At 45.3% G+C, this 20,576-nt stretch carries 20 protein-coding genes and 2 pseudogenes; 10 read left to right on the top strand and 12 right to left on the bottom strand.

Features of this window, described 5'->3' with window-relative positions; translation table 11 throughout:
- Nucleotides 1–4: 4 nt before the first annotated feature.
- Nucleotides 5–523, bottom strand: a complete 519-nt coding sequence (msrA, locus tag MBO_RS06650; protein WP_036365919.1) for a peptide-methionine (S)-S-oxide reductase MsrA — start codon at nucleotides 521–523, stop codon at nucleotides 5–7.
- 71 nt (nucleotides 524–594) lie between these two features.
- Here msrA and cmoA point away from each other — a divergent pair, with 71 nt between their 5' ends.
- A complete protein-coding gene (cmoA, locus tag MBO_RS06655; RefSeq protein WP_036365922.1) occupies nucleotides 595–1,374 on the top strand; it encodes a carboxy-S-adenosyl-L-methionine synthase CmoA in 780 nt (259 codons plus the stop codon).
- Nucleotides 1,375–1,380: 6 nt separating this feature from the next.
- Nucleotides 1,381–2,391: a tRNA 5-methoxyuridine(34)/uridine 5-oxyacetic acid(34) synthase CmoB gene (gene cmoB, locus MBO_RS06660; protein ID WP_187648943.1), complete on the top strand. Its 1,011-nt coding sequence runs from the start codon at nucleotides 1,381–1,383 to the stop codon at nucleotides 2,389–2,391.
- Nucleotides 2,392–2,408: 17 nt separating this feature from the next.
- Here the strand turns inward: cmoB and MBO_RS06665 are convergent, their stop codons facing one another.
- A complete protein-coding gene (locus MBO_RS06665; RefSeq protein WP_036365927.1) occupies nucleotides 2,409–2,630 on the bottom strand; it encodes a DUF2788 domain-containing protein in 222 nt (73 codons plus the stop codon).
- 261 nt (nucleotides 2,631–2,891) lie between these two features.
- Between MBO_RS06665 and MBO_RS06670 the strand changes: the two genes are divergently transcribed.
- The gene (locus tag MBO_RS06670; protein ID WP_160169673.1) at nucleotides 2,892–3,533 is read left to right on the top strand and encodes an SPOR domain-containing protein; all 642 of its coding nucleotides are present in this window, start codon (nucleotides 2,892–2,894) and stop codon (nucleotides 3,531–3,533) included.
- Between the two features lie 57 nt (nucleotides 3,534–3,590).
- Here the strand turns inward: MBO_RS06670 and MBO_RS06675 are convergent, their stop codons facing one another.
- Nucleotides 3,591–4,517 carry a DUF808 domain-containing protein gene (locus tag MBO_RS06675; protein ID WP_036365930.1) on the bottom strand — a complete coding sequence of 309 codons (927 nt, stop codon included), beginning with the start codon at nucleotides 4,515–4,517 and terminating at the stop codon, nucleotides 3,591–3,593.
- A gap of 253 nt (nucleotides 4,518–4,770) precedes the next feature.
- On the opposite strand from MBO_RS06675, the gene MBO_RS06680 reads away from it, so the two are divergent.
- Both MBO_RS06680 and rpsU read left to right on the top strand, forming a co-directional pair.
- Nucleotides 4,771–5,091: a hypothetical protein gene (locus tag MBO_RS06680; RefSeq protein WP_036365934.1), complete on the top strand. Its 321-nt coding sequence runs from the start codon at nucleotides 4,771–4,773 to the stop codon at nucleotides 5,089–5,091.
- 221 nt (nucleotides 5,092–5,312) lie between these two features.
- Entirely contained in the window at nucleotides 5,313–5,528 is a 216-nt protein-coding gene (rpsU, locus tag MBO_RS06685) for a 30S ribosomal protein S21 (RefSeq protein ID WP_036365938.1), read from the top strand.
- 115 nt (nucleotides 5,529–5,643) lie between these two features.
- Here rpsU and MBO_RS06690 read toward each other — a convergent pair whose 3' ends face one another.
- Nucleotides 5,644–5,931, bottom strand: a complete 288-nt coding sequence (locus MBO_RS06690) for a hypothetical protein (RefSeq protein ID WP_036365942.1) — start codon at nucleotides 5,929–5,931, stop codon at nucleotides 5,644–5,646.
- Between the two features lie 217 nt (nucleotides 5,932–6,148).
- Here MBO_RS06690 and efeO point away from each other — a divergent pair, with 217 nt between their 5' ends.
- The 4 genes and pseudogenes from efeO to MBO_RS06710 all read left to right on the top strand — a co-directional run bounded on the left by efeO (nucleotide 6,149) and on the right by MBO_RS06710 (nucleotide 10,661).
- Complete coding sequence (gene efeO / locus MBO_RS06695) at nucleotides 6,149–7,048, top strand: iron uptake system protein EfeO (RefSeq protein ID WP_036365944.1); 900 nt, start codon at nucleotides 6,149–6,151, stop codon at nucleotides 7,046–7,048.
- A gap of 367 nt (nucleotides 7,049–7,415) precedes the next feature.
- Nucleotides 7,416–8,516: pseudogene (locus tag MBO_RS06700) on the top strand (Dyp-type peroxidase).
- A gap of 1,024 nt (nucleotides 8,517–9,540) precedes the next feature.
- Nucleotides 9,541–10,050, top strand: coding sequence for an FTR1 family protein (locus tag MBO_RS06705; RefSeq protein WP_080702215.1), 510 nt, complete (start codon nucleotides 9,541–9,543; stop codon nucleotides 10,048–10,050).
- A gap of 98 nt (nucleotides 10,051–10,148) precedes the next feature.
- Nucleotides 10,149–10,661, top strand: coding sequence for a c-type cytochrome (locus MBO_RS06710; protein ID WP_036365952.1), 513 nt, complete (start codon nucleotides 10,149–10,151; stop codon nucleotides 10,659–10,661).
- 57 nt (nucleotides 10,662–10,718) lie between these two features.
- On the opposite strand, the pseudogene MBO_RS06715 reads toward MBO_RS06710, so the two are convergent.
- The 7 genes and pseudogenes from MBO_RS06715 to MBO_RS06745 all read right to left on the bottom strand — a co-directional run bounded on the left by MBO_RS06715 (nucleotide 10,719) and on the right by MBO_RS06745 (nucleotide 18,005).
- Nucleotides 10,719–11,992: pseudogene (locus MBO_RS06715) on the bottom strand (O-acetylhomoserine aminocarboxypropyltransferase/cysteine synthase family protein).
- A 125-nt stretch (nucleotides 11,993–12,117) separates the two neighbouring features.
- Nucleotides 12,118–13,350 carry an NADH:ubiquinone reductase (Na(+)-transporting) subunit F gene (gene nqrF, locus MBO_RS06720; protein ID WP_036365955.1) on the bottom strand — a complete coding sequence of 411 codons (1,233 nt, stop codon included), beginning with the start codon at nucleotides 13,348–13,350 and terminating at the stop codon, nucleotides 12,118–12,120.
- A 9-nt stretch (nucleotides 13,351–13,359) separates the two neighbouring features.
- Nucleotides 13,360–13,968, bottom strand: coding sequence for an NADH:ubiquinone reductase (Na(+)-transporting) subunit E (gene nqrE, locus MBO_RS06725; protein ID WP_036365958.1), 609 nt, complete (start codon nucleotides 13,966–13,968; stop codon nucleotides 13,360–13,362).
- Entirely contained in the window at nucleotides 13,968–14,630 is a 663-nt protein-coding gene (locus MBO_RS06730; RefSeq protein ID WP_036365960.1) for an NADH:ubiquinone reductase (Na(+)-transporting) subunit D, read from the bottom strand. The genes nqrE and MBO_RS06730 overlap by 1 nt, the downstream gene beginning before the upstream one ends.
- Nucleotides 14,631–14,632: 2 nt before the next feature.
- Nucleotides 14,633–15,442, bottom strand: coding sequence for a Na(+)-translocating NADH-quinone reductase subunit C (locus tag MBO_RS06735; protein WP_036365963.1), 810 nt, complete (start codon nucleotides 15,440–15,442; stop codon nucleotides 14,633–14,635).
- Complete coding sequence (locus tag MBO_RS06740; RefSeq protein ID WP_036365967.1) at nucleotides 15,426–16,655, bottom strand: NADH:ubiquinone reductase (Na(+)-transporting) subunit B; 1,230 nt, start codon at nucleotides 16,653–16,655, stop codon at nucleotides 15,426–15,428. Before MBO_RS06740 ends, MBO_RS06735 begins: the two co-directional genes overlap by 17 nt.
- A gap of 3 nt (nucleotides 16,656–16,658) precedes the next feature.
- A complete protein-coding gene (locus tag MBO_RS06745; protein WP_036365970.1) occupies nucleotides 16,659–18,005 on the bottom strand; it encodes a Na(+)-translocating NADH-quinone reductase subunit A in 1,347 nt (448 codons plus the stop codon).
- Nucleotides 18,006–18,459: 454 nt separating this feature from the next.
- Here MBO_RS06745 and hisA point away from each other — a divergent pair, with 454 nt between their 5' ends.
- Nucleotides 18,460–19,185 carry a 1-(5-phosphoribosyl)-5-[(5-phosphoribosylamino)methylideneamino]imidazole-4-carboxamide isomerase gene (hisA, locus tag MBO_RS06750; RefSeq protein ID WP_036366017.1) on the top strand — a complete coding sequence of 242 codons (726 nt, stop codon included), beginning with the start codon at nucleotides 18,460–18,462 and terminating at the stop codon, nucleotides 19,183–19,185.
- Nucleotides 19,186–19,227: 42 nt separating this feature from the next.
- Here hisA and MBO_RS06755 read toward each other — a convergent pair whose 3' ends face one another.
- The gene (locus MBO_RS06755) at nucleotides 19,228–20,463 is read right to left on the bottom strand and encodes a hypothetical protein (protein ID WP_052585352.1); all 1,236 of its coding nucleotides are present in this window, start codon (nucleotides 20,461–20,463) and stop codon (nucleotides 19,228–19,230) included.
- Between the last annotated feature and the right edge of the window lie 113 nt (nucleotides 20,464–20,576).

Here is a 20,576-nt window from a genome sequence, read left to right on the forward strand (position 1 = left end):
TATGTTATTTTAAATATTCACTAAAGTTGGCGCGCAGTTTGGCAAGCTTTGGCGGAATGGCAAAATTACAATACGACTGAGTCGGGTTCTTGGCGAAGAAGTTTTGATGATAGTCTTCCGCTCGATAAAACTTGGGTGCAGGGCGAACTTGGGTCACGACCGCGATGCCATCTGCCTTTAAGCTGCCGATCTTGTCATGAATCATATCAAGCTGAGCGTCATCGGTATAAAAAATCACCGAGGCGTACTGTGTGCCGATGTCATTGCCTTGACGGTTTAGGGTTGTGGGGTCATGCGTGGCAAAAAACACATCCAAAATCACCGAAAGATCAATGACACTCTCATCAAAAGTCACATCGATGACTTCCACGTGACCTGTCCGCCCTGTACATACCGTCTCATAGTCTGCGGTCTGAGCCGTACCGCCTGCATAGCCTGATACGACAGATTGCACGCCTTTTAATGATAAAAATATGCTCTCTGTGCACCAAAAACAGCCACCGCCCAAGATGATGTGTTGCATAATTTTTCCTTAGTCTGCCAAAAAAATGATAGAATAATACGTTTATATAGACAAATATCACAAAATCAACCATGAACGATGATACTAAGCCCAATACGGGCAGTGACACGCTATTCACCACGCCGCTGGACAAGCATGCGCGTTTTAGTTTTGATGAAGAAGTGGTGGCGTGCTTTCCTGACATGATTCGCCGCAGCGTGCCAGGTTATGGGCAAATGCTTGCGATGTTGCCGATCTTTGCCAAGCGTCATTTATCCTTCGGTCAAATCAATGAATCCGGCAAAAAGATCAGCCGCATTTATGATTTGGGCTGCTCTTTGGGTGCGGTAAGTTTTGCCTTAGCGGATAAATTTGATGCCGACGACATTGAGATTCACGCCATTGACATCTCAGCGCCGATGATTGAGCGTGCCAAATCGGTGCTTTTTGAGCACTATCCTGATCATGATATTCGCTTTGTTTTGGCGGATGTGTGCGAGATTGAATTTGAGCCATGTGATATGATTGTGCTGAATTTGACCTTGCAATTTTTGCCGCCTGATGTTCGTTTGTCACTACTACATAAATGCCACGCCGCGCTGAATGAGGGTGGTATCTTAATCCTAACTGAGAAGACGCACCTAGTCGATGAGCAGGATGACGCTTGGCAGGTAGAGCGTTATTATGATTTTAAGCGTGCTAATGGCTATAGTGAGCTTGAGATCAGCGGTAAGCGTAACGCTCTGGAGAATGTGCTGATTACTGATACCTTGGATGTGCATCATGAGCGACTGGCTCAAGCTGGCTTTAGTCGTAGCCTGACATGGTTTCGGTTCTTGAACTTTGTATCGATGATTGCTTTTAAACAATAATTTATCATGAATAATACGATTTTTAATGCTGAGCGGGCGCTATATATGCACCTGCTGCAGATGAGTAAATATCACCTAAAAGCAGGCGAGTGGATCGCTGCCATGCCCAGCTGGCTGGCTGCCATCAAGGATAAGCGTCGCTATGCACATGCGCCATTTTATGCCTCTGCCATTGAGCGCTTGCCGGTAGTGCCGACCATCAGCACGAATTTGAACGATAAAGTCGAAGCTGTACTAGATTGGCAAATGGCTGATTTTAAAAAGACGCAAAGTCTGCTCATGAACTTAAAGCCGTGGCGAAAGGGCCCGTTTTTCTTGTCATCTGATGACGAGAATAAGAGCATTCACATTGACACAGAATGGCGCTCAGACTTTAAATGGGAGCGTGTAAGGTCGCATCTGGACTTACAGAATAAACGGATCTTAGATGTGGGTGGCGGTTCGGGTTATCATGGTTTTAGAATGCTTGGTGATGGCGCCAAATCGGTGATTGTCATTGACCCGTCTTGTCTGTTTTATCATCAGTTCATGGCGATTAAGCACTTTATGGGCGTGGATTTGCCTGTGCATTACATTCCTGTACCGCTTGAGAGTCTGCCCAGCGACAGTGCGCTATTTGATGTGGTGTTTAGTATGGGGGTATTGTACCACCGCGCATCACCGTTTGAGCATTTTGAGCAATTAAAAGGTCAGCTACAAAAGGGCGGTACGCTTGTGCTTGAGACCTTGGTGATGGATGGCGATGAGCATACTGTGCTGGTGCCAGATGATCGCTACGCGCAAATGAATAACGTGTACTTCTTGCCAAGCGTGCCTGCTTTAACCAAGTGGCTTACCAAGGCGGGCTTTAGCGATGTTCGCTGTGTGGATGTGGATGTGACTTCAACCGATGAGCAGCGGGCGACAGCGTGGATGGATTATCAGTCTTTGGCGGACTTTTTGGATAAAAACGACCCAACTAAGACAGTAGAGGGATATCCTGCACCAAAACGCGCTGTCATGATCGCAAAAAGATAAAGGTCTTGGTCAGATGGTTAAATAAACCATTTGCCAAGCACCCATTCGATCACGAGTTTTGCCAAAAATCCAAAAAAACCCATACCTAAGGCGACAAAAATCCAAAAGGTGCCTTGTTTGCCTGCGTTCGATTTTTTGGAGATGTCCCACATGATAAAGAACAAAAACGCAATAAAAATCGGCAGTAGGATGTATAGACCTGCGGCGGTGATGGTTTCTTCTGAGACAGCTAGAATCATGGCGGTTGTCTTTTTTATTATTGACTTTATTCTATTATAGCATAATTTTAGATGAATGAATTGAGCCAAATATGCCAAAATTACTGACCTAAGCGCGTAAAATTTTCCACTTAATCCAAAAAACTTGCTACAATATCGCATTTATGGATTTAATTTCATTAAATTTTAACTAACATGATAAATAAACAAAAACCGTCTGCCGTCTATAAAGAAACCGAAGTCCGAAAAAGCTCAGGGCTTTTGAGTTTGTTTTGGATGCTTTTGGCAATTGCAATTGGTGCGGTGATTGCTGTGCTGATTTATCGTTCACCCATCTTTGATGACAAACGTGCGACTGCGGTGCAGATCCAAGCAGAAGATGACATCTTTCCACAGGCCAATGCTGGCGCTGCTTCTGCCCCTCTGGGTAGTGCGACGACTACCTCTTCTGAGCCGATTAACTATGAGTTTCATGACCTTCTGTCCAAGCAGGATTTTCGTAGCGTGCCTGAGGGTGTTAGCGTCCAAGAATCAAATGCCAATAGCGACCGAGTGGTGGATGCCGATGCCGTCGTTCAAGCCAAAGATGAGCCAGGAGCGAAGATTGAGATTGTAGAAGAGGATGCCACCTATGATGGTGACGATGCAGCGACAGACTCGGAAGAAGATGCCAAGCCAGCAGGGACGACTTATATTCTGCAGATTAGAAGTTATTCTGATGCAGCAGCAGCAGATGAGAAGCGTGCTCAGGTCATGCTGGCAGGTGTGGATGCAGTGATTCTGCGCCGTGTGGACAGCGCAACTCAGGCGACCTTTTATCAGGTGGTATCAGCGCCCATGTCGAGCCGTGCTGAGGTGAGTGCCGCTGTGCAAAAACTAAGCAGCAATGGCATCGATGTAGTCATCGTAGAGCAAAGACGCTAATTCATTAATCATAAAAACAACCCCTGCTAAGCCAGGGGTTATTTTTATGAGCTAAAATCAATGAGCGGTTTTGCCTGTCATTTTTTTGAGCAGTACATAGAACGCAAGGACGATCAATCCAGCTAATAGACCGACGATACCATTATAGGCAGTTTCGGTTAATCCGCCAAACACACCTGAGAGCGCTGCCAGGTCTTCGGCTTGATGATGTAGGATGTCGATGCCGTGTACCAAGATACCACCACCGACCAAGAACATGGCAAGCGTCCCAGCGATGGATAAGAATTTCATGAGTTTCGGGGCAAAAGCTAGCAGACCACGACCAAGTTTTTGACTGCCTGCGCCAGGCTTTTGAGTGAGGCTTAGACCGACGTCGTCAATTTTTACGATCAGTGCAACCAGACCATAAACACCCGCTGTCATCAAGATGGCGATGGCAGATAAGGCCAGAGCTTTGGTTTGTAATGTGCTGGCAGTCATGACGCCAAGCGAGATAACGACAATCTCAGCAGACAAGATGAAGTCAGTACGAATGGCGCCTTTGATTTTTTCTTTTTCGAGTGCAACCAAGTCAACTGATTCATCAGCGTTCGCTGCCAAGCGTTCGGCATGCGCATCTTCGTCATCTAGGTCATGAGGCAGCAGTTGAGGTGCGAATTTATGAACGATTTTCTCAGCGCCTTCAAAGCACAAAAACAAACCGCCAATCATCAAAAGCGGTGTAATTAACCAAGCCGCTACCGCACTGATAATGAGTGCAGCAGGTACCAAGATTAACTTATTGACGAACGAGCCTTTTGCCACCGCCCAGACAACGACCAGCTCGCGATCTGCACGCACGCCGGTTACTTGTTGGGCGTTTAGTGCTAGGTCGTCACCCAATACGCCTGCAGTTTTTTTGGTGGCAAGTTTAGTCATCGTTGCCACGTCATCTAGGATGGTACTGATGTCATCAAGTAACATCAATAAACTGCCACCAGCCATAGGAACTCCAAATTGTTAATTTTTTAAGGTTATTTTGGTTAAAATTTGACACATTATACTCATCTCTTGTTAAAAAATTTGTAAAGTTTGGTAGTCGTGCATTGATGTTGATATATTTTAATAAAAATCTTTAATATGTAATTTAATTCTTATGAAAATTGTGGGATTTTGTGGCATAATAAGCGGATAACTGTGATTATCTGGCTGAGATTTTTGGCCTGATCTTGATGTTTTAATATTATTTGGAGATATTATGAAAGTTCAAGTTTTGGTAGCGGCATTGGCTGCAGCGGTACTGGTATCAGCGTGTGGTGACAAGCATGAAAAAGTCCATGCTGTTGATAAAGTGGCAGAGGCAGAAGCGGCCGCCATCGAAAAAGCCCCAAAGGCTGAAGAAGTGAAGTTCGACGACCACGGTCAGCCAACATTTGCTGAAGCATCTGGTGCGACCACTACAACGCCCACAACTGATTCAGACACTAAAGCTACTGATGCTGCTCCTGTAGCAGATGCAGCAACAGCTGAAGCTGACAAAGCTGCTACAGATGCTGCCGCTACTACTGAAAGCAAATAATAAATTGTTCTAATTTATCCAAATTATGCGCAGATTTTGATTGTATTTTGTCTGTGCATCATTTATAATATTGCGCTTGTCTTAGCTTGATTTTGGCTAGACAATCCGCCCAGCGGAAATAACCATCCCGATTTGAGCTGATGCCCACGCCCAAGACCGTGACGCTATATAATATAATACAGCCTGATCGATGCCATCCGTCTTGTTATTAGGAGTGTCCCATGCCTTTAGTTAAGGTTAAAGAGAACGAACCAGTTGATATCGCTATCCGTCGCTTCAAGCGCGCGTGTGAAAAAGCAGGTGTATTGGCTGACGTTCGTAAAAAAGAATTCTTCGAAAAGCCAACACAAGAACGTAAGCGCAAAAAAGCCGCTGCTGTTAAGCGTTACAAGAAAAAAGTATGGCGCGAGCAAGTTCGCACAGTACGTAAATACTAATCTATATAACAAGATTTTTATTGATAAAACCTCGAATTAGTTCGGGGTTTTTTTGAGTAGATTGAATGCTAAATAAAAAAACCTGCCATTAGGCAGGTTTTTTTGAATGCCATGATTATTCGGCAGCTGCTTCAGCAGGCTGTGCGATCTCGTCATGCTTAACAGTAGAGTCAGCAGTTGGACGCTGTGCGCCAGCTTCTTGAGTTTGTTGCATGTCAGCCAAGGCTGCTTCATGTTTTGCTTCGTGGTCATATTCTGGACCTTCACCTACTGGATATTCGGTGCTTTCTACTTGAGAGAAATTGCTTTGTTTGTAGAAAATTTTGTCAGAAGCTTTGGTCATTGCGTTACAGCCAGTCAGTACAACTGCAGTACAGATTGTGCTTAGAGCTAGTAGTTTCATGGGTTTGATTCCTAAAAATGGATGAAAAAGGGTTAATTAAAAGGATTATAGCAAAGTTTAAAATCATAGAAAAGATACAGATACGTTTTTGATACAAAACTTTAATCTAAGACTTGATTGCATAAATTTTACAAAGATTATTGATTGCCCTGCAATTTGGGCGTATAATTTAAATAAGAATTGTTATTAATATTATCTATTTTTTATGGGAGATTTTATGAAAGCATCAATCCGCCTGTCTGTTCTGTCTTTAGCGTTGACCCTTGCCCTAACCGCCTGCCAAAAGCCTGCCGAACCAAAAGCTGATCAACCCGCCCAAACGACCGACACTAAAGCCGAGCAACCTGCTGAGCCTGCCAAAACCGAACAAACTGCCGAGTCCGCCCAAGTGGACTTATCTGCCGAAACCGCCGAATACAAACAATGGGTAGAAGGGCAAATTGACAATCTGCTTGCCGATACCGAAAAATTTGTCGGCTTTTTAAAAGAAGGTAAATTGGACGAAGCCAAAGCGATTTATCCCTTGGCTCGTATGTATTTTGAACGCAGTGAGCCGATTGTCGAGAGTTTTGGCGACTTAGACCCACGCATTGATAACCGTGAAGCCGACCTTGAGCAAGGCGAAAAATGGACGGGCTTTCACGCCATTGAAAAAATCCTATGGACACAAAACACCACCCAAGGTACCGAAGAGCTTGCCGACCAGCTCATCGCTGACATCAAAGAGCTAAGAGCTAAAATTCCCACCGCCGAAGTTACGCCCGAGCTTATGATTCAAGGGTCGGTGGATTTGTTGAATGAAGTTTCCACCACCAAAATCACAGGCGAGGAGGAGATTTTTTCAAAAACCGACCTTTATGACTTTAAGGCAAACGTTGAAGGGGCAGAAAAGATTTTTGAAATTTTAAAACCCAAACTTACCGCCAAAAATCCTGAACTGGTTAAGACCTTAGAGGAGCGGTTTAAAGCGGTGAATGATTTGTTGGATAAATACAAAGTGGACGACAAGGATTATAAGCCTTATACCGACTTAACTGATGAGAACACCAAAGAGCTTGCCGAAGCAGTGAACAAACTTGGCGAACCACTTGGGCAAATGGGCATTGTCATGGAATAATCCACAAGCCACAAAAAGCACCGATAAGACATGGGTGCTTTTTGTATTTTTATACACCTAACGAATTTGATATTTGCCACAGGCTTTGTAGGGACTGCTTCGATAACATACCAATTTTTATAGGAGTGCACAGCACGCCCCTACACCCAAACATTATTACATTTGTGGTAATTTTAAAGTTTCTTGGATACAAATGACAAAAGGAGCAATCATGACCAACCGCCGAGCTTTCTTGGGAAAAATGGGAGCGACTGCCTTGATTGGGGCAGGGGCATTGACCGCTTGCAACAACGCCCAAAACCAAATCACTGCCCCCACCGCTAAGGGCAATCCTGACAGCCAAACACCGCCCAATCCATTTGCTGAGATGACTTATGATTTTTATGGCACGCACCAAGCAGGCATTACCACGCCCGTTCAGCACCATGTGTATTTTTTGGTGGCGGAGTTACACAACACCAATGTTGATGAGATTCGCCAAATGTTTAAGGATTGGACGGAGTATTCTGCCAAATTGACCCAAGGCAAAAACATCAAACCCTATGACAAAAATCCCCACTTACCGCCTGCCGACACAGGCGAAGCGGACAGCTTGGGGGCGTATGGGCTGACTTTGACGTTTGGGATAAGTCCGTCATTTTTGGAGAAATTGGGTTTGTCGGACAAGGCACCGCCAGAATTTAGCGACTTGCCCAAATTCCCCCAAGACTAGATCCGCCCTGAGTTGTCAGGGGGCGATATTTGCATACAGGCGTGTAGCGAGGACCCGCAGGTCGCCTTTCATGCCGTGCGTCAGCTTGTCCGCCAAGCTCGTTCGCTCATTACGATGAAATGGTCGCAGTCAGGCTACAACAGCTTTGATAATGGGGCGGATACCCCACGCAATCTGTTTGGCTTTAAGGACGGCACCGCCAACAAAACCACGTTGGACGATACCGAAAAATGGCTGTGGGCAAAAGGCTCGGACAAGACTGCATGGTTTGACGGTGGGACGTATCTTGTGGCACGGATTATCCAAATGCACTTGGAGACGTGGGACAGAACGAGCCTAGTCGGGCAAGAGAACACCTTTGGCAGACACCGAGACACAGGGGCGAGCATTGGCAAAACGGGTGAGTTTGATGAGTTTGATGTTAATGAAAAAGACGATAGGGGTAATTTTGTCATTGCCGAGCCGACTCACATGGGGCTTGCCAAACGCACGGGGCTACAAATGCTTAGACGTTCGTTTTCGTACAGTAGCGGTATTGATGTCAAGACAGGGCAGTTTAATGCAGGGCTACTTTTTATCTCTTTTCAAAAATCGCCCATGCAGTTTAGCGTGATTCAAAATGCGTTTGGCAATACCGACAAAATGACCGAATACACCACGCATATCGGCAGCGGATTGTTTGCGTGTTTTGGTGGGGTAAGGCAGGTGAGTATTTGGGGCAAAGGTTGTTTGGGGGTTAAATTTATTGAAAAATAGGTATTATTCAATCAAGATGTATCCTAAAGTTTGGACGTGTAGGGGCAATTTATTCGCCCAGAAATCAACGCTTTAACAGGGTAAATGTAATTTACCCCTACAAATCTACCTAAAAGTATAGTCAATTAACAATGCCAAAAAAGATTAGGGTAATTTATTTGCCCTTATCTTTAAAATCCGATAAACCATTTGAATGTTATTAAAAAAGGCAAAACAATGAAAATTTATCAACCATTATCCATTTTTCTGCTTTTCTTTATTTGTCCCCCCTAATCTCTTATACCAATGTTAATAATGAAAAATTAAATTTCTCCCCTTTATTTATTCCATGATCGGATGCCATGGGAGCGGTAAAACAAAACAATACCTAACAAGCCAAAGATGATTTGATTGTTATAGAAAAAGAATTGGCAAATATCGGCAAAGACACCAACCGCCAAAGCATATTATATCAAGAAACAATCACCGCCTTAAATCACGCCAAAACCAATCCCAATAATGACACCCTAAAATAACTATCCATAAAACTCTATGCTTATGAAAAAGAGCAAAACCCCCTGGATTATAGCGTCAAACGCCGTCAATTTGCCAAAAATATCACGCCTGTATTAAATGAGTTGGATAGCGCCATTCAAGAAATGGGCAAGGGTGGCGATATTGATAAAGTCAAATCGGTTTATTACCCCTTTAATAAAACATGGGTCGCCAATGAAAGGGTGGTGAGAAATACCAGCATGGCTCATTATGGCAAAATAGAAACCGCCATGGCAATGATACGAGTGGGGATAGAAAATAATCCGCCCAATATCGCCATGATGACGGATAATATGGCAATGTTAAAGGCGACAATTGACAGTTATAATCAAGGCGATGAATTGACCGAAGTTAAAAATGACAAAGTGGATTTGGCGTATGGAGTAGAGTTATTAAAACAAGGTTTACTTGACGGTGGTAGGACAACCCAAAGGCAAAAAATGGGTCATGACAGGGGCGGTGTGGGGCTGGTGGCGAGCCTTATGGGGGCGTGGGGGCGTGGCTACATTCTAAATCGTCCGCCAAGGCGTGGAATGCCTACATTAACAAACACATGGGCGTGGCATTATCCACAGGAAGCATGGCAGGGCTGTTTGGCTTGGCGTTTTTGTCGGTGTTTCGGGAGGGGGCGGAGACGGTGCTGTTTTATACAGGGATTTTGCCAAGCATTGCCATGAGTGAGTTTGTGCTGGGGATAGCGGTGGCATTGGGCGTACTTTTTGCGGTGGCGGTTATCATGGCAAAAACGTCCGTTAAATTGCCCATTCCGTTATTATTTAAAATCTTAAAGTGGCTTATCTATGCCTTAGGATTTAAGATTTTGGGTGTGAGTATTTTGGCACTGCAACTGACTGGACATTTGTCCAGAGACGTCGTGGATGTGCCTAGCGTGGCGCTTTTGGGGACTTATCCGAGCGTACAAGGCTTGGTGGTGCAGGCGGTGTATGTGGCAATATGTGTATTGGTGTGGCTGATATCTGTGCACAAATCAGTTAAATAAAAGCAGTCCATCGCAACAATATGAAAATTTAACTGTAAAACCATAGAAAAATTAGGTATATTATCAATAAACTTATAACTAATAATTAGCGAGGCAACATGCAATACCCAGCTAAAAAAATCTCTCTTGTAACCGCCTTAATCTTCGCACTAAGCGCCTGCGGTGGTGATAAAGCTCCTGAAAAAGCACCAGAGCCTACCAAAGTAGAAACCGCACCTGCTGCTACAGCAGAGGTACCTGCGGAAAATAAAGCAGAAGTCATCCAAGAGCCGGTCAAGGAACCTGCCAAAGAAGCAGAGTTAGCGCAAGCACCAGAGCCTGTGGCTGAGGCGCCTACTGAGACAGCTGCTGCGCCTGTTGAGGCGCTATCTATCGAGCAAGGTAAGGAGCGCTACGAGCAAACCTGTAAGGTTTGCCATGATCAAGGGCTGCTTGATGCGCCGAAGCTTAGCGATAAAGCAGAATGGGCAAAACGCCTAGAAAAAGGCGTTGATAAGTTGCACGAGCATTCTGCTAAGGGCTTTAATAAGATGCCTGCACAGGCAGTAGGAGCTGTCACAGAAGCAGAAGTATATGCAGCAGTTGATTATATGCTAGAGCAAGCTAAGTAATCATTTGTATTAATTAATAATAAAAAAACCACGTCCTAAGACGTGGTTTTGTTTGTTTTAGACTTTATCCAGCGCCTGTTCTAAGTCAGCAATCAAGTCGTCAATGTGCTCAATAATAATCGACAGTCGAACCATGTCTTCACTAACGCCGGCTTTGGCAAGCTCCTCTTCGCTTAGCTGACGGTGCGTGGTGGAGGCAGGGTGGCACGCTAAGCTCTTGGCGTCGCCAATATTAACCAAACGCGTGAACAATTGCAGAGCGTCGATAAAGCGGGTACCGCCAGCACGACCATCTTGCACACCAAAAGATAGAATGGCCGATGGCTTGCCTTTTAGGTGTTTTTTGGCGAGGTTATGTTGTGGGTGCATGCTTAGACCTGCGTATTTCACCCAGTTTACCTTTGGATGGTTTTATAGATATTCTGCGATTTATTGGGCGTTTCCGGTGTGGCGCTCCGTGCGTAGCGATAGTGTTTCTAGTCCTTGCAGGATTAAGAATGCGTTCATAGGGCTGATTGCGCCGCCTGTGTTACGAGTGGTACGACGCGCGCACGCCCAATGAGGGCTGCCGCACCAAGCGCTTCTACATAGTTTGCGCCATGATAGCTTGGGTCAGGGGTGTTTAGAGATTTGAAGCACTCAGCGTTATCGCCCCACGGAAATTTGCCACTATCAACGATGATGCCGCCTAGGCTTGTGCCATGACCGCCGATGTATTTGGTTAAAGAATGCACAACGATGTCAGCACCATGTTTAAATGGCTTTACTAGCGCAGGCGTGGCGACAGTATTTTCCCGAAGACAGGTACACCGTATTCGTGAGCGATGTCGCTGATTGCTTCTAGGTCGATGATGTTACCCAGTGGGTTACCAATGCTTTCAATGAACACAAGCTTGGTTTTGTCATCGATTTGATCGTATAGGCTCTTAGGATTGTCGCTATCAAAAAATCTTACGTCGATGCCTTGCTTGGGTAGGGTATGGGCGAATAGATTGTAGGTGCCGCCATAGCGTGTAGAGACTGATGCGATGTTGTCACTTGATTCAGCCAATGCCTGAATGGTGTAAGTGATCGCTTTCATGCCTGATGCGACGGCTAGAGATCCGATGCCGCCTTCTAATGCAGCAAGACGCGCCTATAATACGACCGTGGTTGGGTTCATGATGCGGGTGTAGATGTTGCCCTGTACTTTTAGGTCGAACAGATCAGCACCATTGGGTGTCGTCAAAGGCGTATGAGGTGGTCTGATAGATGGGTGCGGCGACCGCTTTGGTGGTGGGGTCTAGGCTAGAGCCTGCGTGAATGGCTAGGGTTTCGTCTCTATGGGTCATGATAATCCTTATGATTGGTGATAAAATTCAAGCAATATCATAACAAAATATCAAAAAAGACAAGGCGGGATTGTTTATAAAGCAAAAAATCCACTCGCATGGAGTGGATTTTTTGTTGGTTGGGATTAGCCACCGAAGTCATCAAGTAAGATGTTTTCATCTTCCACGCCCAAATCTTTGAGCATCTTGATAACCGCAGCATTCATCACCGGAGGACCACACATATAGAATTCACAGTCTTCTGGTGCTGGGTGGTCTTTTAGATACTCTTCATAAAGCACGTTATGAATGAATCCGGTGTAACCTTCCCAGTTATCTTCAGGCTGTGGGTCAGACAGGGCAACATGCCATTCGAAGTTGTCGAATTCTGCTGCCAGACCGTCATAATCTTCAACGTAGAACATCTCACGCTTAGAACGCGCACCATACCAGAAGCTGATTTTGCGATCTGATTTTAGGCGTTTTAATTGATCAAAGATGTGTGAACGCATCGGTGCCATACCTGCACCACCACCGATGAACACCATCTCAGCCTTGGTGTCTTTGGCGAAGAATTCACCATAAGGACCTGATACGGTAATCTTGTCACCTGGTTTTAGGCTAAATACATAAGATGACATCTGGCCTGGTGGGATACCTTCTGGGCCACGTGGCGGAGGACTTGCGATACGAATGTTAAACTTGATGATACCCTTTTCTTCTGGGTAGTTGGCCATCGAATAAGCACGAATCACGGGCTCATCAACCTTAGAGGTATAACGCCATAGGTTAAAGTTATCCCAATCTTCATGATATTCTTTGGCGATGTCAAAGTCTTTATAGTGTACTTCATGTGGTGGCGCTTCTAACTGCACATAACCACCTGCACGGAACGGTACAACTTCACCCTCAGGAATCTTCAAGGTAAGCTCTTTAATGAACGTTGCTACGTTTTCGTTAGAGATAACCTCACATTCCCATTTTTTGACATCGAAGAATTCAGGATCGATCTCGATCTGCATGTCTTGTTTTACCGCAACCTGACATGCCAAACGCATGCCTTCACGGATTTCACCTTGAGTAAAATGACCTTCTTCGGTAGGTAGGATTGAACCACCACCGTCAAGTACTTTACAACGACACTGACCACAAGTACCACCGCCACCACAAGCTGATGATAGGAAGATGCCTTCGCCAGCTAGGGTTTGTAGTAGTTTGCCACCTGCAGCTGTGGTGACGTTGTTGTCAGGATTGTCATTGATATTGATCGTTACCTTGCCTGAACTGACAAGGCGCGAGCGTGCTATCAAAATCACCACCACCAAGCTCATGATAATGGCGGTAAACATGGCGACACCGCCTAATGCTGTACCAAACATGTTCTCTCCTTATAAACTCATACCGCCAAACGACATGAAGCCAAGCGACATCAGTCCGACAGTAACAAAGGTAATGCCAAGACCACGAAGTGGGGCAGGGACGTCTGAGTATTTAAGTTTTTCGCGAATACCTGCTAATGCAGCAATCGCCAACGCCCAACCCAAGCCAGAACCTACGCCATACACGACAGATTCAGCGAAGTTATAATCACGCTCTACCATGAACAGTACACCACCCATGATGGCACAGTTTACGGTGATCAACGGAAGGAATACACCCAGAGCGTTATATAGAGCAGGTACAAATTTATCTAAGAACATCTCCAGAATCTGTACTGTCGCTGCAATCAGAGCGATATAGCTGAGCAGACCTAGGAATGACAGATCGGTATTCGGGAAACCTGCCCACGCAAGCGCGCCATCTTTAAGAAGGAATTGGTAAAGTAGGTTGTTTAGCGGTACACAGATTGCCATTACCACGATAACAGCGATACCTAGACCGATGGCAGTTGAGACCTTCTTGGAAACTGCCAAAAACGTACACATGCCCAAGAAGAAGGCAAGTGCCATATTCTCAATAAAGACAGATGTAATAAATAGGCTGATATAGTGTTCCATTAGTGACCTCCCATGCCTTTAGATTGTGGCTTCATCACAAATTCTGCTGGCTCGTGCTGATCTTTTTTCCAAAGGCGAACCAATGCAATAAAGCCTGCAATGACAAAGAATGAAGAAGGCGGTAATAGCAAAAGACCGTTAGGGATATACCAGCCGCCCTCGGTTACTTTTTCAAGTAAAGTAATACCAAACCAGCTGCCATTACCGATGATTTCACGGATCGTCGCAACGAAAATCAATACTGCTGAGTAGCCCAAGCCATTACCAATACCATCTAAAAAGCTAGGTACAGGCGGATTACTCATGGCAAATGCTTCAGCTCGGCCCATAACGATACAGTTAGTGATGATCAGACCGACGAATACCGATAACGAACGGCTGATTTCATAAGCGAAAGCTTGCAAAATCTGATCAACCACGATGACCAATGAAGCAATAATAACCATCTGTACAATAATACGAATGGATGAGGGAATTTTATTACGGATGATCGAGATAAAAAAGCTTGAAAATGCCGTAACTAAGGTTAGTGCGATACACATAACCAAAGCGTTTGCAACGCTTGTGGTGACCGCAAGTGCCGAGCAAATACCCAAAATCTGTAGTGCAATTGGGTTATTGTCAAAAATTGGCGTCGTTAAAATGCTTTTGGTATCAGCCATGATTACACTCCTTCACCATTGCCTGCTTGACCAGCTTTTAGATTATCCAAAAATGGCTTATAACCATCTTCACCAATCCAGTACTGTAGTAGATTGTTCACACCGCGAATGGTCAAAGTTGCACCACTAATACCATCAACTTGACCTTCACGCGCTGTACCTGCTTTGACAACGGCGATTTTTCTAGAACCATCTTCGTTATATAGCTCTTTATCCACCCAGGTCTCTTGCCACTGAGGCTCTTCAATGCGCGAACCTAGACCCGGAGTTTCTTTGTGTTGATAAAAATTCACGCCTTTGACAGTGTTTAAATCTTTATCCAAGGTCAAAAGACCAAAAATCGGACCCCACAAGCCAGCGCCGTGAATGGGTAGAACGATTTGATCGATCTCACCATTGGCGTCTTTTGCCAAATATACTTTCGCAAAGTTAGGCTTACCACCAATTTTGGCGATGTCATCCGCTAATGAGGTGGATAAATAAGGCGTGCGTGCTGCTTTTGACGCATCATAGCCATCCACATCATTGATGCCGGCGGCTGAAATTTCTTGATCAGTGGCAAATTTACCAGTTTGTAAGTTCACTAAGCGGACATCAAAGTCGGCAAAACGCTCTGGAATGACACTAGAAGAATCTGTTTCAGGGTCATACATATCTGCTGCCATCAAGATATTTTTGTTCAAATCAAGACGGGCATTTTCTTGTTGCTTTGATTTTAACCCAACAGCAACCGCAGAAACCATCACCGAGCAGACCAAGCACAAAATCAGTGCTGTGACTGCGGTGCTAACATTACTATTTTTGGCTGACATGACGCAATCTCCGTGCTGTTTGACGTTTGATATTGGCTTGTTTGACGAAGTAGTCAAATAGTGGGGCGAACAAGTTGGCGAATAAGATGGCCAGCATGATGCCCTCTGGGAAAGCAGGGTTTACCACACGGATAACCACAGTCATAAAGCCGATCAATAGACCATAGCACCAGCGACCTGTATTGGTATGTGCTGCTGATACAGGGTCAGTTGCCATAAATACCGCACCGAACATGAAGCCACCAATAACTAGGTGCCAATGTGGCGCAAGGCTCATCATTGGGTTTTCGCCGCCGATTAGGTTGAAGATGAATGCAGTCACCACAAGACCAATCACAGAACCTGCGATCACACGCCATGAAGCGATCTTCGTCCATAGTAGGCCTACCGCGCCAATCAAGATGGCAAGGGTTGATACTTCACCGATAGAGCCTTGCATGTTACCCAAGAATGCATCTGTCCAAGTGATCACTTGACCATAGGCGTTCACGAACTGATCAGGGCTTACGCCAGCTGCTGCTAGACCTAATGGTGTTGCGCCACTAAATCCGTCCACCGCTGTCCAGACCGCATCGCCAGACATATAAGCAGGGTAAGCGAAATATAGGAACGCACGACCAGCAAGGGCAGGGTTAAGGAAGTTCTTACCGGTACCGCCAAATACTTCTTTGGCAACAACCACACCAAAGCTAATACCTAGGGCAACTTGCCACAGTGGTACGTCTGGTGGTAGTGATAGGGCAAATAACACAGAAGTGACGAAGAAGCCTTCGTTCACTTCGTGTCCACGCACGACAGCAAAGATGATTTCCCATAGGATACCTACTGCAAAAGTTACCGCGTAGATGGGTAGGAATTGCATCGCGCCATAGACGAAGCACGCCCAGATGCTATTAGGATCATAGCCTACCATGCCGGTGATGGCTGTGCGCCAGCCTGTTGGTTCAAGACCAAGTTGGCTAATGGCAGTTAGCGCTTGAAAACCGACGTTGTACATACCCCAAAACATCACAGGGAAAGTACATAGCCATACGGTAATCATGATACGCTTTAGGTCGATACCATCACGCACGTGAGAGGCGCTGTACGTCTGAGAGCTCGGTTGACGGAAAAACGTGTCAAACATCTCAAAGACGGCGTAATATTTTTCGTACTTACCACCTTTTGTGAAGGATGGCTCCATACGGTCAAAGATATTGTGAATAAATTTCATCGTTTAGCCTTCCTGCTCAATACGGGTCAAGTTATCACGCAAAATATCACCAAATTCGTATTTACCAGGTGACACAAAGGTGCATAACGCCAAATCTTCTTCATCAAGCTCAAGCGCACCAAGCTCTACTGCTTCGATGATGTCGCCTACGATGAGTGAGCGAAGTAGCTGAGTTGGCAGGTAGTCTTGTGGCATGACTTTTTCGAATGAACCGATTGGTACCATCGCACGAGGTGAGCCATTGGTAGATGTGGTAAAGTCATATTTTTTGCCACCGAAGAACTGCGAGATGTAGATTGGTAGCATGGAGAAGCGATTTGCACCCAGGGTAAAGAAGTGCAGGGCAGGGCGTTCACGACCTTCGGCAAGCACTGAAACTTGGTTGTGAAAGCGACCCAAATAAGCAATTTTTTCATCTGCTTTACGACCTGACAACACCGACCCAGAAATGATGCGATTGTCATTACCTTTAAGCTCGTTGGCGGTCAATTCTGCCAAATCAGCACCGCGAGTGGTGCGGATAAGACGCGGGTTATTAACCGCAGGACCTGCAAGGCTAATCACGCGGTCGGTGTAGATGCGACCAGTAGTGAATAGCTTACCGATGGCGATCACGTCTTGATAGCCGATTGTCCATACACTTGCGCCGCGTCCTAGTGGGTGCAAAAAGTGAATGTGCGTGCCAGCGTTACCTGCTGGGTGCTTACCTGTAAAGCCTTCATAAACGGTGTCGTTAGCGACGTTCGTTGCTCTGGCAGGTGCTGTTTCGCCATGGCAGACATAAGTCTTTGGCGACAGCGTTGAGATAACTGCCAAGCCATCATTGAATGCATCGATGCTGTCATTAATGATGCGCGCAGGATCGGTGGCTAGAGGGTTGGTGTCCGTAGCGGTTACAAAAATCGCTGAAGGCACGCTGTTGATTTCTGGCGTGCGACTAAAAGGACGGGTGCGGAATGCTGTCCATTCACCTGAAGCCACCAATTGTTCTTTCACTGCTTCACGATCAATAGACGCAAGGTCTGCAGCTGCATAGGCATTAAAGGTAACTTCATCTGCTGCGCTAGGGTTAGCAGCGATGACGATGCTTTCAAACACACGGCGTTCGCCACGATTCACAGAAACGATGCGACCGCTCACAGGGGCAGTATATTTAACACCCGCGCGTTTTTTGTCTTCAAACAACACTTGCCCTTTGGCGACGGTATCGCCTTCCTTTACACTCATGGTTGGACGCATACCGATATAGTCATAGCCGATAAGCGCAACGTGAGTTGGCGTGTGTTCGCTAATCTCGTTGGCGGGTTCGCCCGAGATGGGCAAGTCCAAGCCTTTTTTGATGGTAATCATAAGCGGATACTTAAATTAAGACCAAAACACACCAGCGCGGGCAACCCTAAGTTAAAACGTGGCTACCTGAACGGCTGGCTACCAATTTTCCAAGAAACATCCAAAACTTACTGGCGTGGCATCGCCAACTGGTAAGTTGCTTTTGTCCAAAGGAATTTATACAAACGCCGCTTGGCATATCACAACTATGTTGCTGTTATTTTACCAAATCTGCTAAGCGTGCAATAAACCTTTCTATTATACGCTAAATTGACAAAAAATTACAGACTTTTCGGCAAATTAGCTAATAAAAATAAGGTTAAGTGAATGATTTTAATTGTCTTTTTGAATGACTGAGAAATGATTTGATATTTTTTTAAAAATGTTGCCAAATTTTGTGGGGAATTTGTTAAAATCCTTGAGTAACTCTTGAAATGATTTATTGTTAATTTATATTAAAAGGTATGTTATGTCAATGTTGATTATTCCTGCCATCGACCTAAAAGATGGCAAATGTGTACGTCTAAAACAAGGACGCATGGAGGATGATACGGTATTTAGCGATGACCCTGTGGCGATGGCGACTCAGTGGGTGGAGCAGGGTGCTAGACGTCTGCACTTGGTGGATTTGAATGGAGCGTTTGATGGTGTACCTGTTCATAAAGACGTGGTAACAGCAATCGCCAAAGCTTATCCAGATTTGCCCATTCAGCTGGGTGGTGGGGTGCGCAGTTTATCAACAATCGAGCATTATTTGTCAGCAGGGCTAAACTACATCATCATCGGCACTAAGGCTTTGGAGGAACCTGGTTTTGTCGATGAGGCGTGTAAGGAATTTCCAGATGCCATCATTGTGGGCATTGATGCAAGTAACGGCTTTGTGGCGACGCATGGTTGGGCGAATGTTACTGACACTCGTGCCACCGACCTTGCCAAGCGTTTTGCTGATGCGGGTGTGTCGTCCATTGTTTATACCGACATCGCCAAAGATGGCATGATGGCGGGTGTGAACATCGATGAGACGGTTAATATTGCCAAAGCGTGTGGACTGCCTGTCATTGCATCAGGCGGCGTTACCAACATGAGCGATGTTGAGCAGCTAAAACCTTATAGTGAATATCTTTTGGGGGCGATTACAGGGCGTGCCATCTATGAAGGGACGCTTGATTTGGCAGAAGCACAGGCGTATTTGGATCGGTAGTTGTCATAAAAAAGAGCGAGATGATTCGCTCTTTTTATCGGTTTAAAGGTCATGTTGATGACCTAATGTCCAAATCATACCATTGCTAAGCAGTAAATGGATTTTTTTGCCATTGGATAGGGCTTTAATTATCGGTGCTGGTAACTTGTTGGGCAAAGGCGTAATTTCACTTTCAGTGGTCAGCACGCTTACTTGTCGATGGTTCTTATTGGGAATTGTGGCAAAGCCGTGGCGACCTGCGACCAAATTAGTGTCGAAACTACCAATGGCATGATTAGAATGACTCTCGGCCAATACTTTTTCATGCAGTTTATTACCAGCTTGTATGTACTCCACCAGTCGTCCCACCAAGTGCGGCATTTGTATGGCATAAAGTTTGTTCTCAAACACGAAAGGTGATTGCCAGCGATTGTTTGGCAAAGGCGTGCTTTGGGCAATGATTTTTAGCTCATCATCTATATTATCAATGATGATTGTGCTTGCCCCATGACCGCGACCTGACATGGTTGTTACTAAGTGATTTCCTTTATCATGGGGTAAAACCTCCAAGGTGTTCGCTTCGAATACTAACCCCTCAATGGATAAAGGCTTAGCAAGTGGTTTTAAACTGTGTCGCTCTAAAAATTGTACCTGACTTGCTTCCATGTCATCGCCCAGCACCCCATGCTGATAAGTCGTGTTGTCAGGGTGGGAAAGTACGGCGATATGTCCGTTATCATCACCTGAAAAATCGACCTGTATGGGGCGAGCATCTGGCAAAATGGAATCAAAACGAGCAACTGCCTTTACGCCACCATCTAAAACTTCAAGACGAACCAAGCTTGACGAGCCATCATCGTTGGTTTGTACCACAATGGTGGCAAATGGGAGCATGAGCATGGCAGAATGGGGGGATGGGCGAATGGCTGAACGATAAACTTGCCCATGTTGGATTAGGGTAAAATAACCATCTTTATCAGCAAAAGCCACTTTGCCAAAACTTGCCACCGGAGTAACGCTTGATGACACGCTGGTAGCGAGTTTGGTGGGCTTGTCAGAGTGTGGTATTTGCCACAGCTCACCTTTGTCATTGATGAGCATGAGCCAGCCCATATCGTCAAGGGCGATTTGTTTGGCAGGTCCGACTTTTGACAAATCAAGTTCTTGCAATTCATAAGACTTTTCATGAACGGTGTGTCGCTGTGCGGTGTAATCAGTACTGGGTTTGGCACAGGCAGACAGGCTTGCCCCAAGTAGGGCAAGGTTTAAGATGAAGGTGAGTTTGAGTGCTGTGATCATAAATTAAGCGATTGGTTAAAAATTTTGAATATTGTGCGTGATTTGATTGAGATGAAACCCTGTAAATAACTTATTGATGAATATGATTTAATAAAGACTGTGAAGCAAAAAAT

The organism is Moraxella bovoculi 237 (assembly GCF_000696305.2).
GTDB lineage: Bacteria > Pseudomonadota > Gammaproteobacteria > Pseudomonadales > Moraxellaceae > Moraxella > Moraxella bovoculi.

Coding starts and splice junctions, on each gene's coding strand:
- msrA (WP_036365919.1), bottom strand. CDS start 523: ATGCAACACATCATCTTGGGCGGTGGCTGTTTTTGGTGCACAGAGAGC.
- MBO_RS06665 (WP_036365927.1), bottom strand. CDS start 2,630: ATGATTCTAGCTGTCTCAGAAGAAACCATCACCGCCGCAGGTCTATAC.
- cmoB (WP_187648943.1), top strand. CDS start 1,381: ATGAATAATACGATTTTTAATGCTGAGCGGGCGCTATATATGCACCTG.
- MBO_RS06690 (WP_036365942.1), bottom strand. CDS start 5,931: ATGAAACTACTAGCTCTAAGCACAATCTGTACTGCAGTTGTACTGACT.
- rpsU (WP_036365938.1), top strand. CDS start 5,313: ATGCCTTTAGTTAAGGTTAAAGAGAACGAACCAGTTGATATCGCTATC.
- cmoA (WP_036365922.1), top strand. CDS start 595: ATGAACGATGATACTAAGCCCAATACGGGCAGTGACACGCTATTCACC.
- hisA (WP_036366017.1), top strand. CDS start 18,460: ATGTTGATTATTCCTGCCATCGACCTAAAAGATGGCAAATGTGTACGT.
- nqrE (WP_036365958.1), bottom strand. CDS start 13,968: ATGGAACACTATATCAGCCTATTTATTACATCTGTCTTTATTGAGAAT.
- MBO_RS06680 (WP_036365934.1), top strand. CDS start 4,771: ATGAAAGTTCAAGTTTTGGTAGCGGCATTGGCTGCAGCGGTACTGGTA.
- MBO_RS06710 (WP_036365952.1), top strand. CDS start 10,149: ATGCAATACCCAGCTAAAAAAATCTCTCTTGTAACCGCCTTAATCTTC.
- MBO_RS06730 (WP_036365960.1), bottom strand. CDS start 14,630: ATGGCTGATACCAAAAGCATTTTAACGACGCCAATTTTTGACAATAAC.
- MBO_RS06755 (WP_052585352.1), bottom strand. CDS start 20,463: ATGATCACAGCACTCAAACTCACCTTCATCTTAAACCTTGCCCTACTT.
- MBO_RS06675 (WP_036365930.1), bottom strand. CDS start 4,517: ATGGCTGGTGGCAGTTTATTGATGTTACTTGATGACATCAGTACCATC.
- nqrF (WP_036365955.1), bottom strand. CDS start 13,350: ATGTTTGGTACAGCATTAGGCGGTGTCGCCATGTTTACCGCCATTATC.
- MBO_RS06740 (WP_036365967.1), bottom strand. CDS start 16,655: ATGAAATTTATTCACAATATCTTTGACCGTATGGAGCCATCCTTCACA.
- MBO_RS06745 (WP_036365970.1), bottom strand. CDS start 18,005: ATGATTACCATCAAAAAAGGCTTGGACTTGCCCATCTCGGGCGAACCC.
- MBO_RS06735 (WP_036365963.1), bottom strand. CDS start 15,442: ATGTCAGCCAAAAATAGTAATGTTAGCACCGCAGTCACAGCACTGATT.
- efeO (WP_036365944.1), top strand. CDS start 6,149: ATGAAAGCATCAATCCGCCTGTCTGTTCTGTCTTTAGCGTTGACCCTT.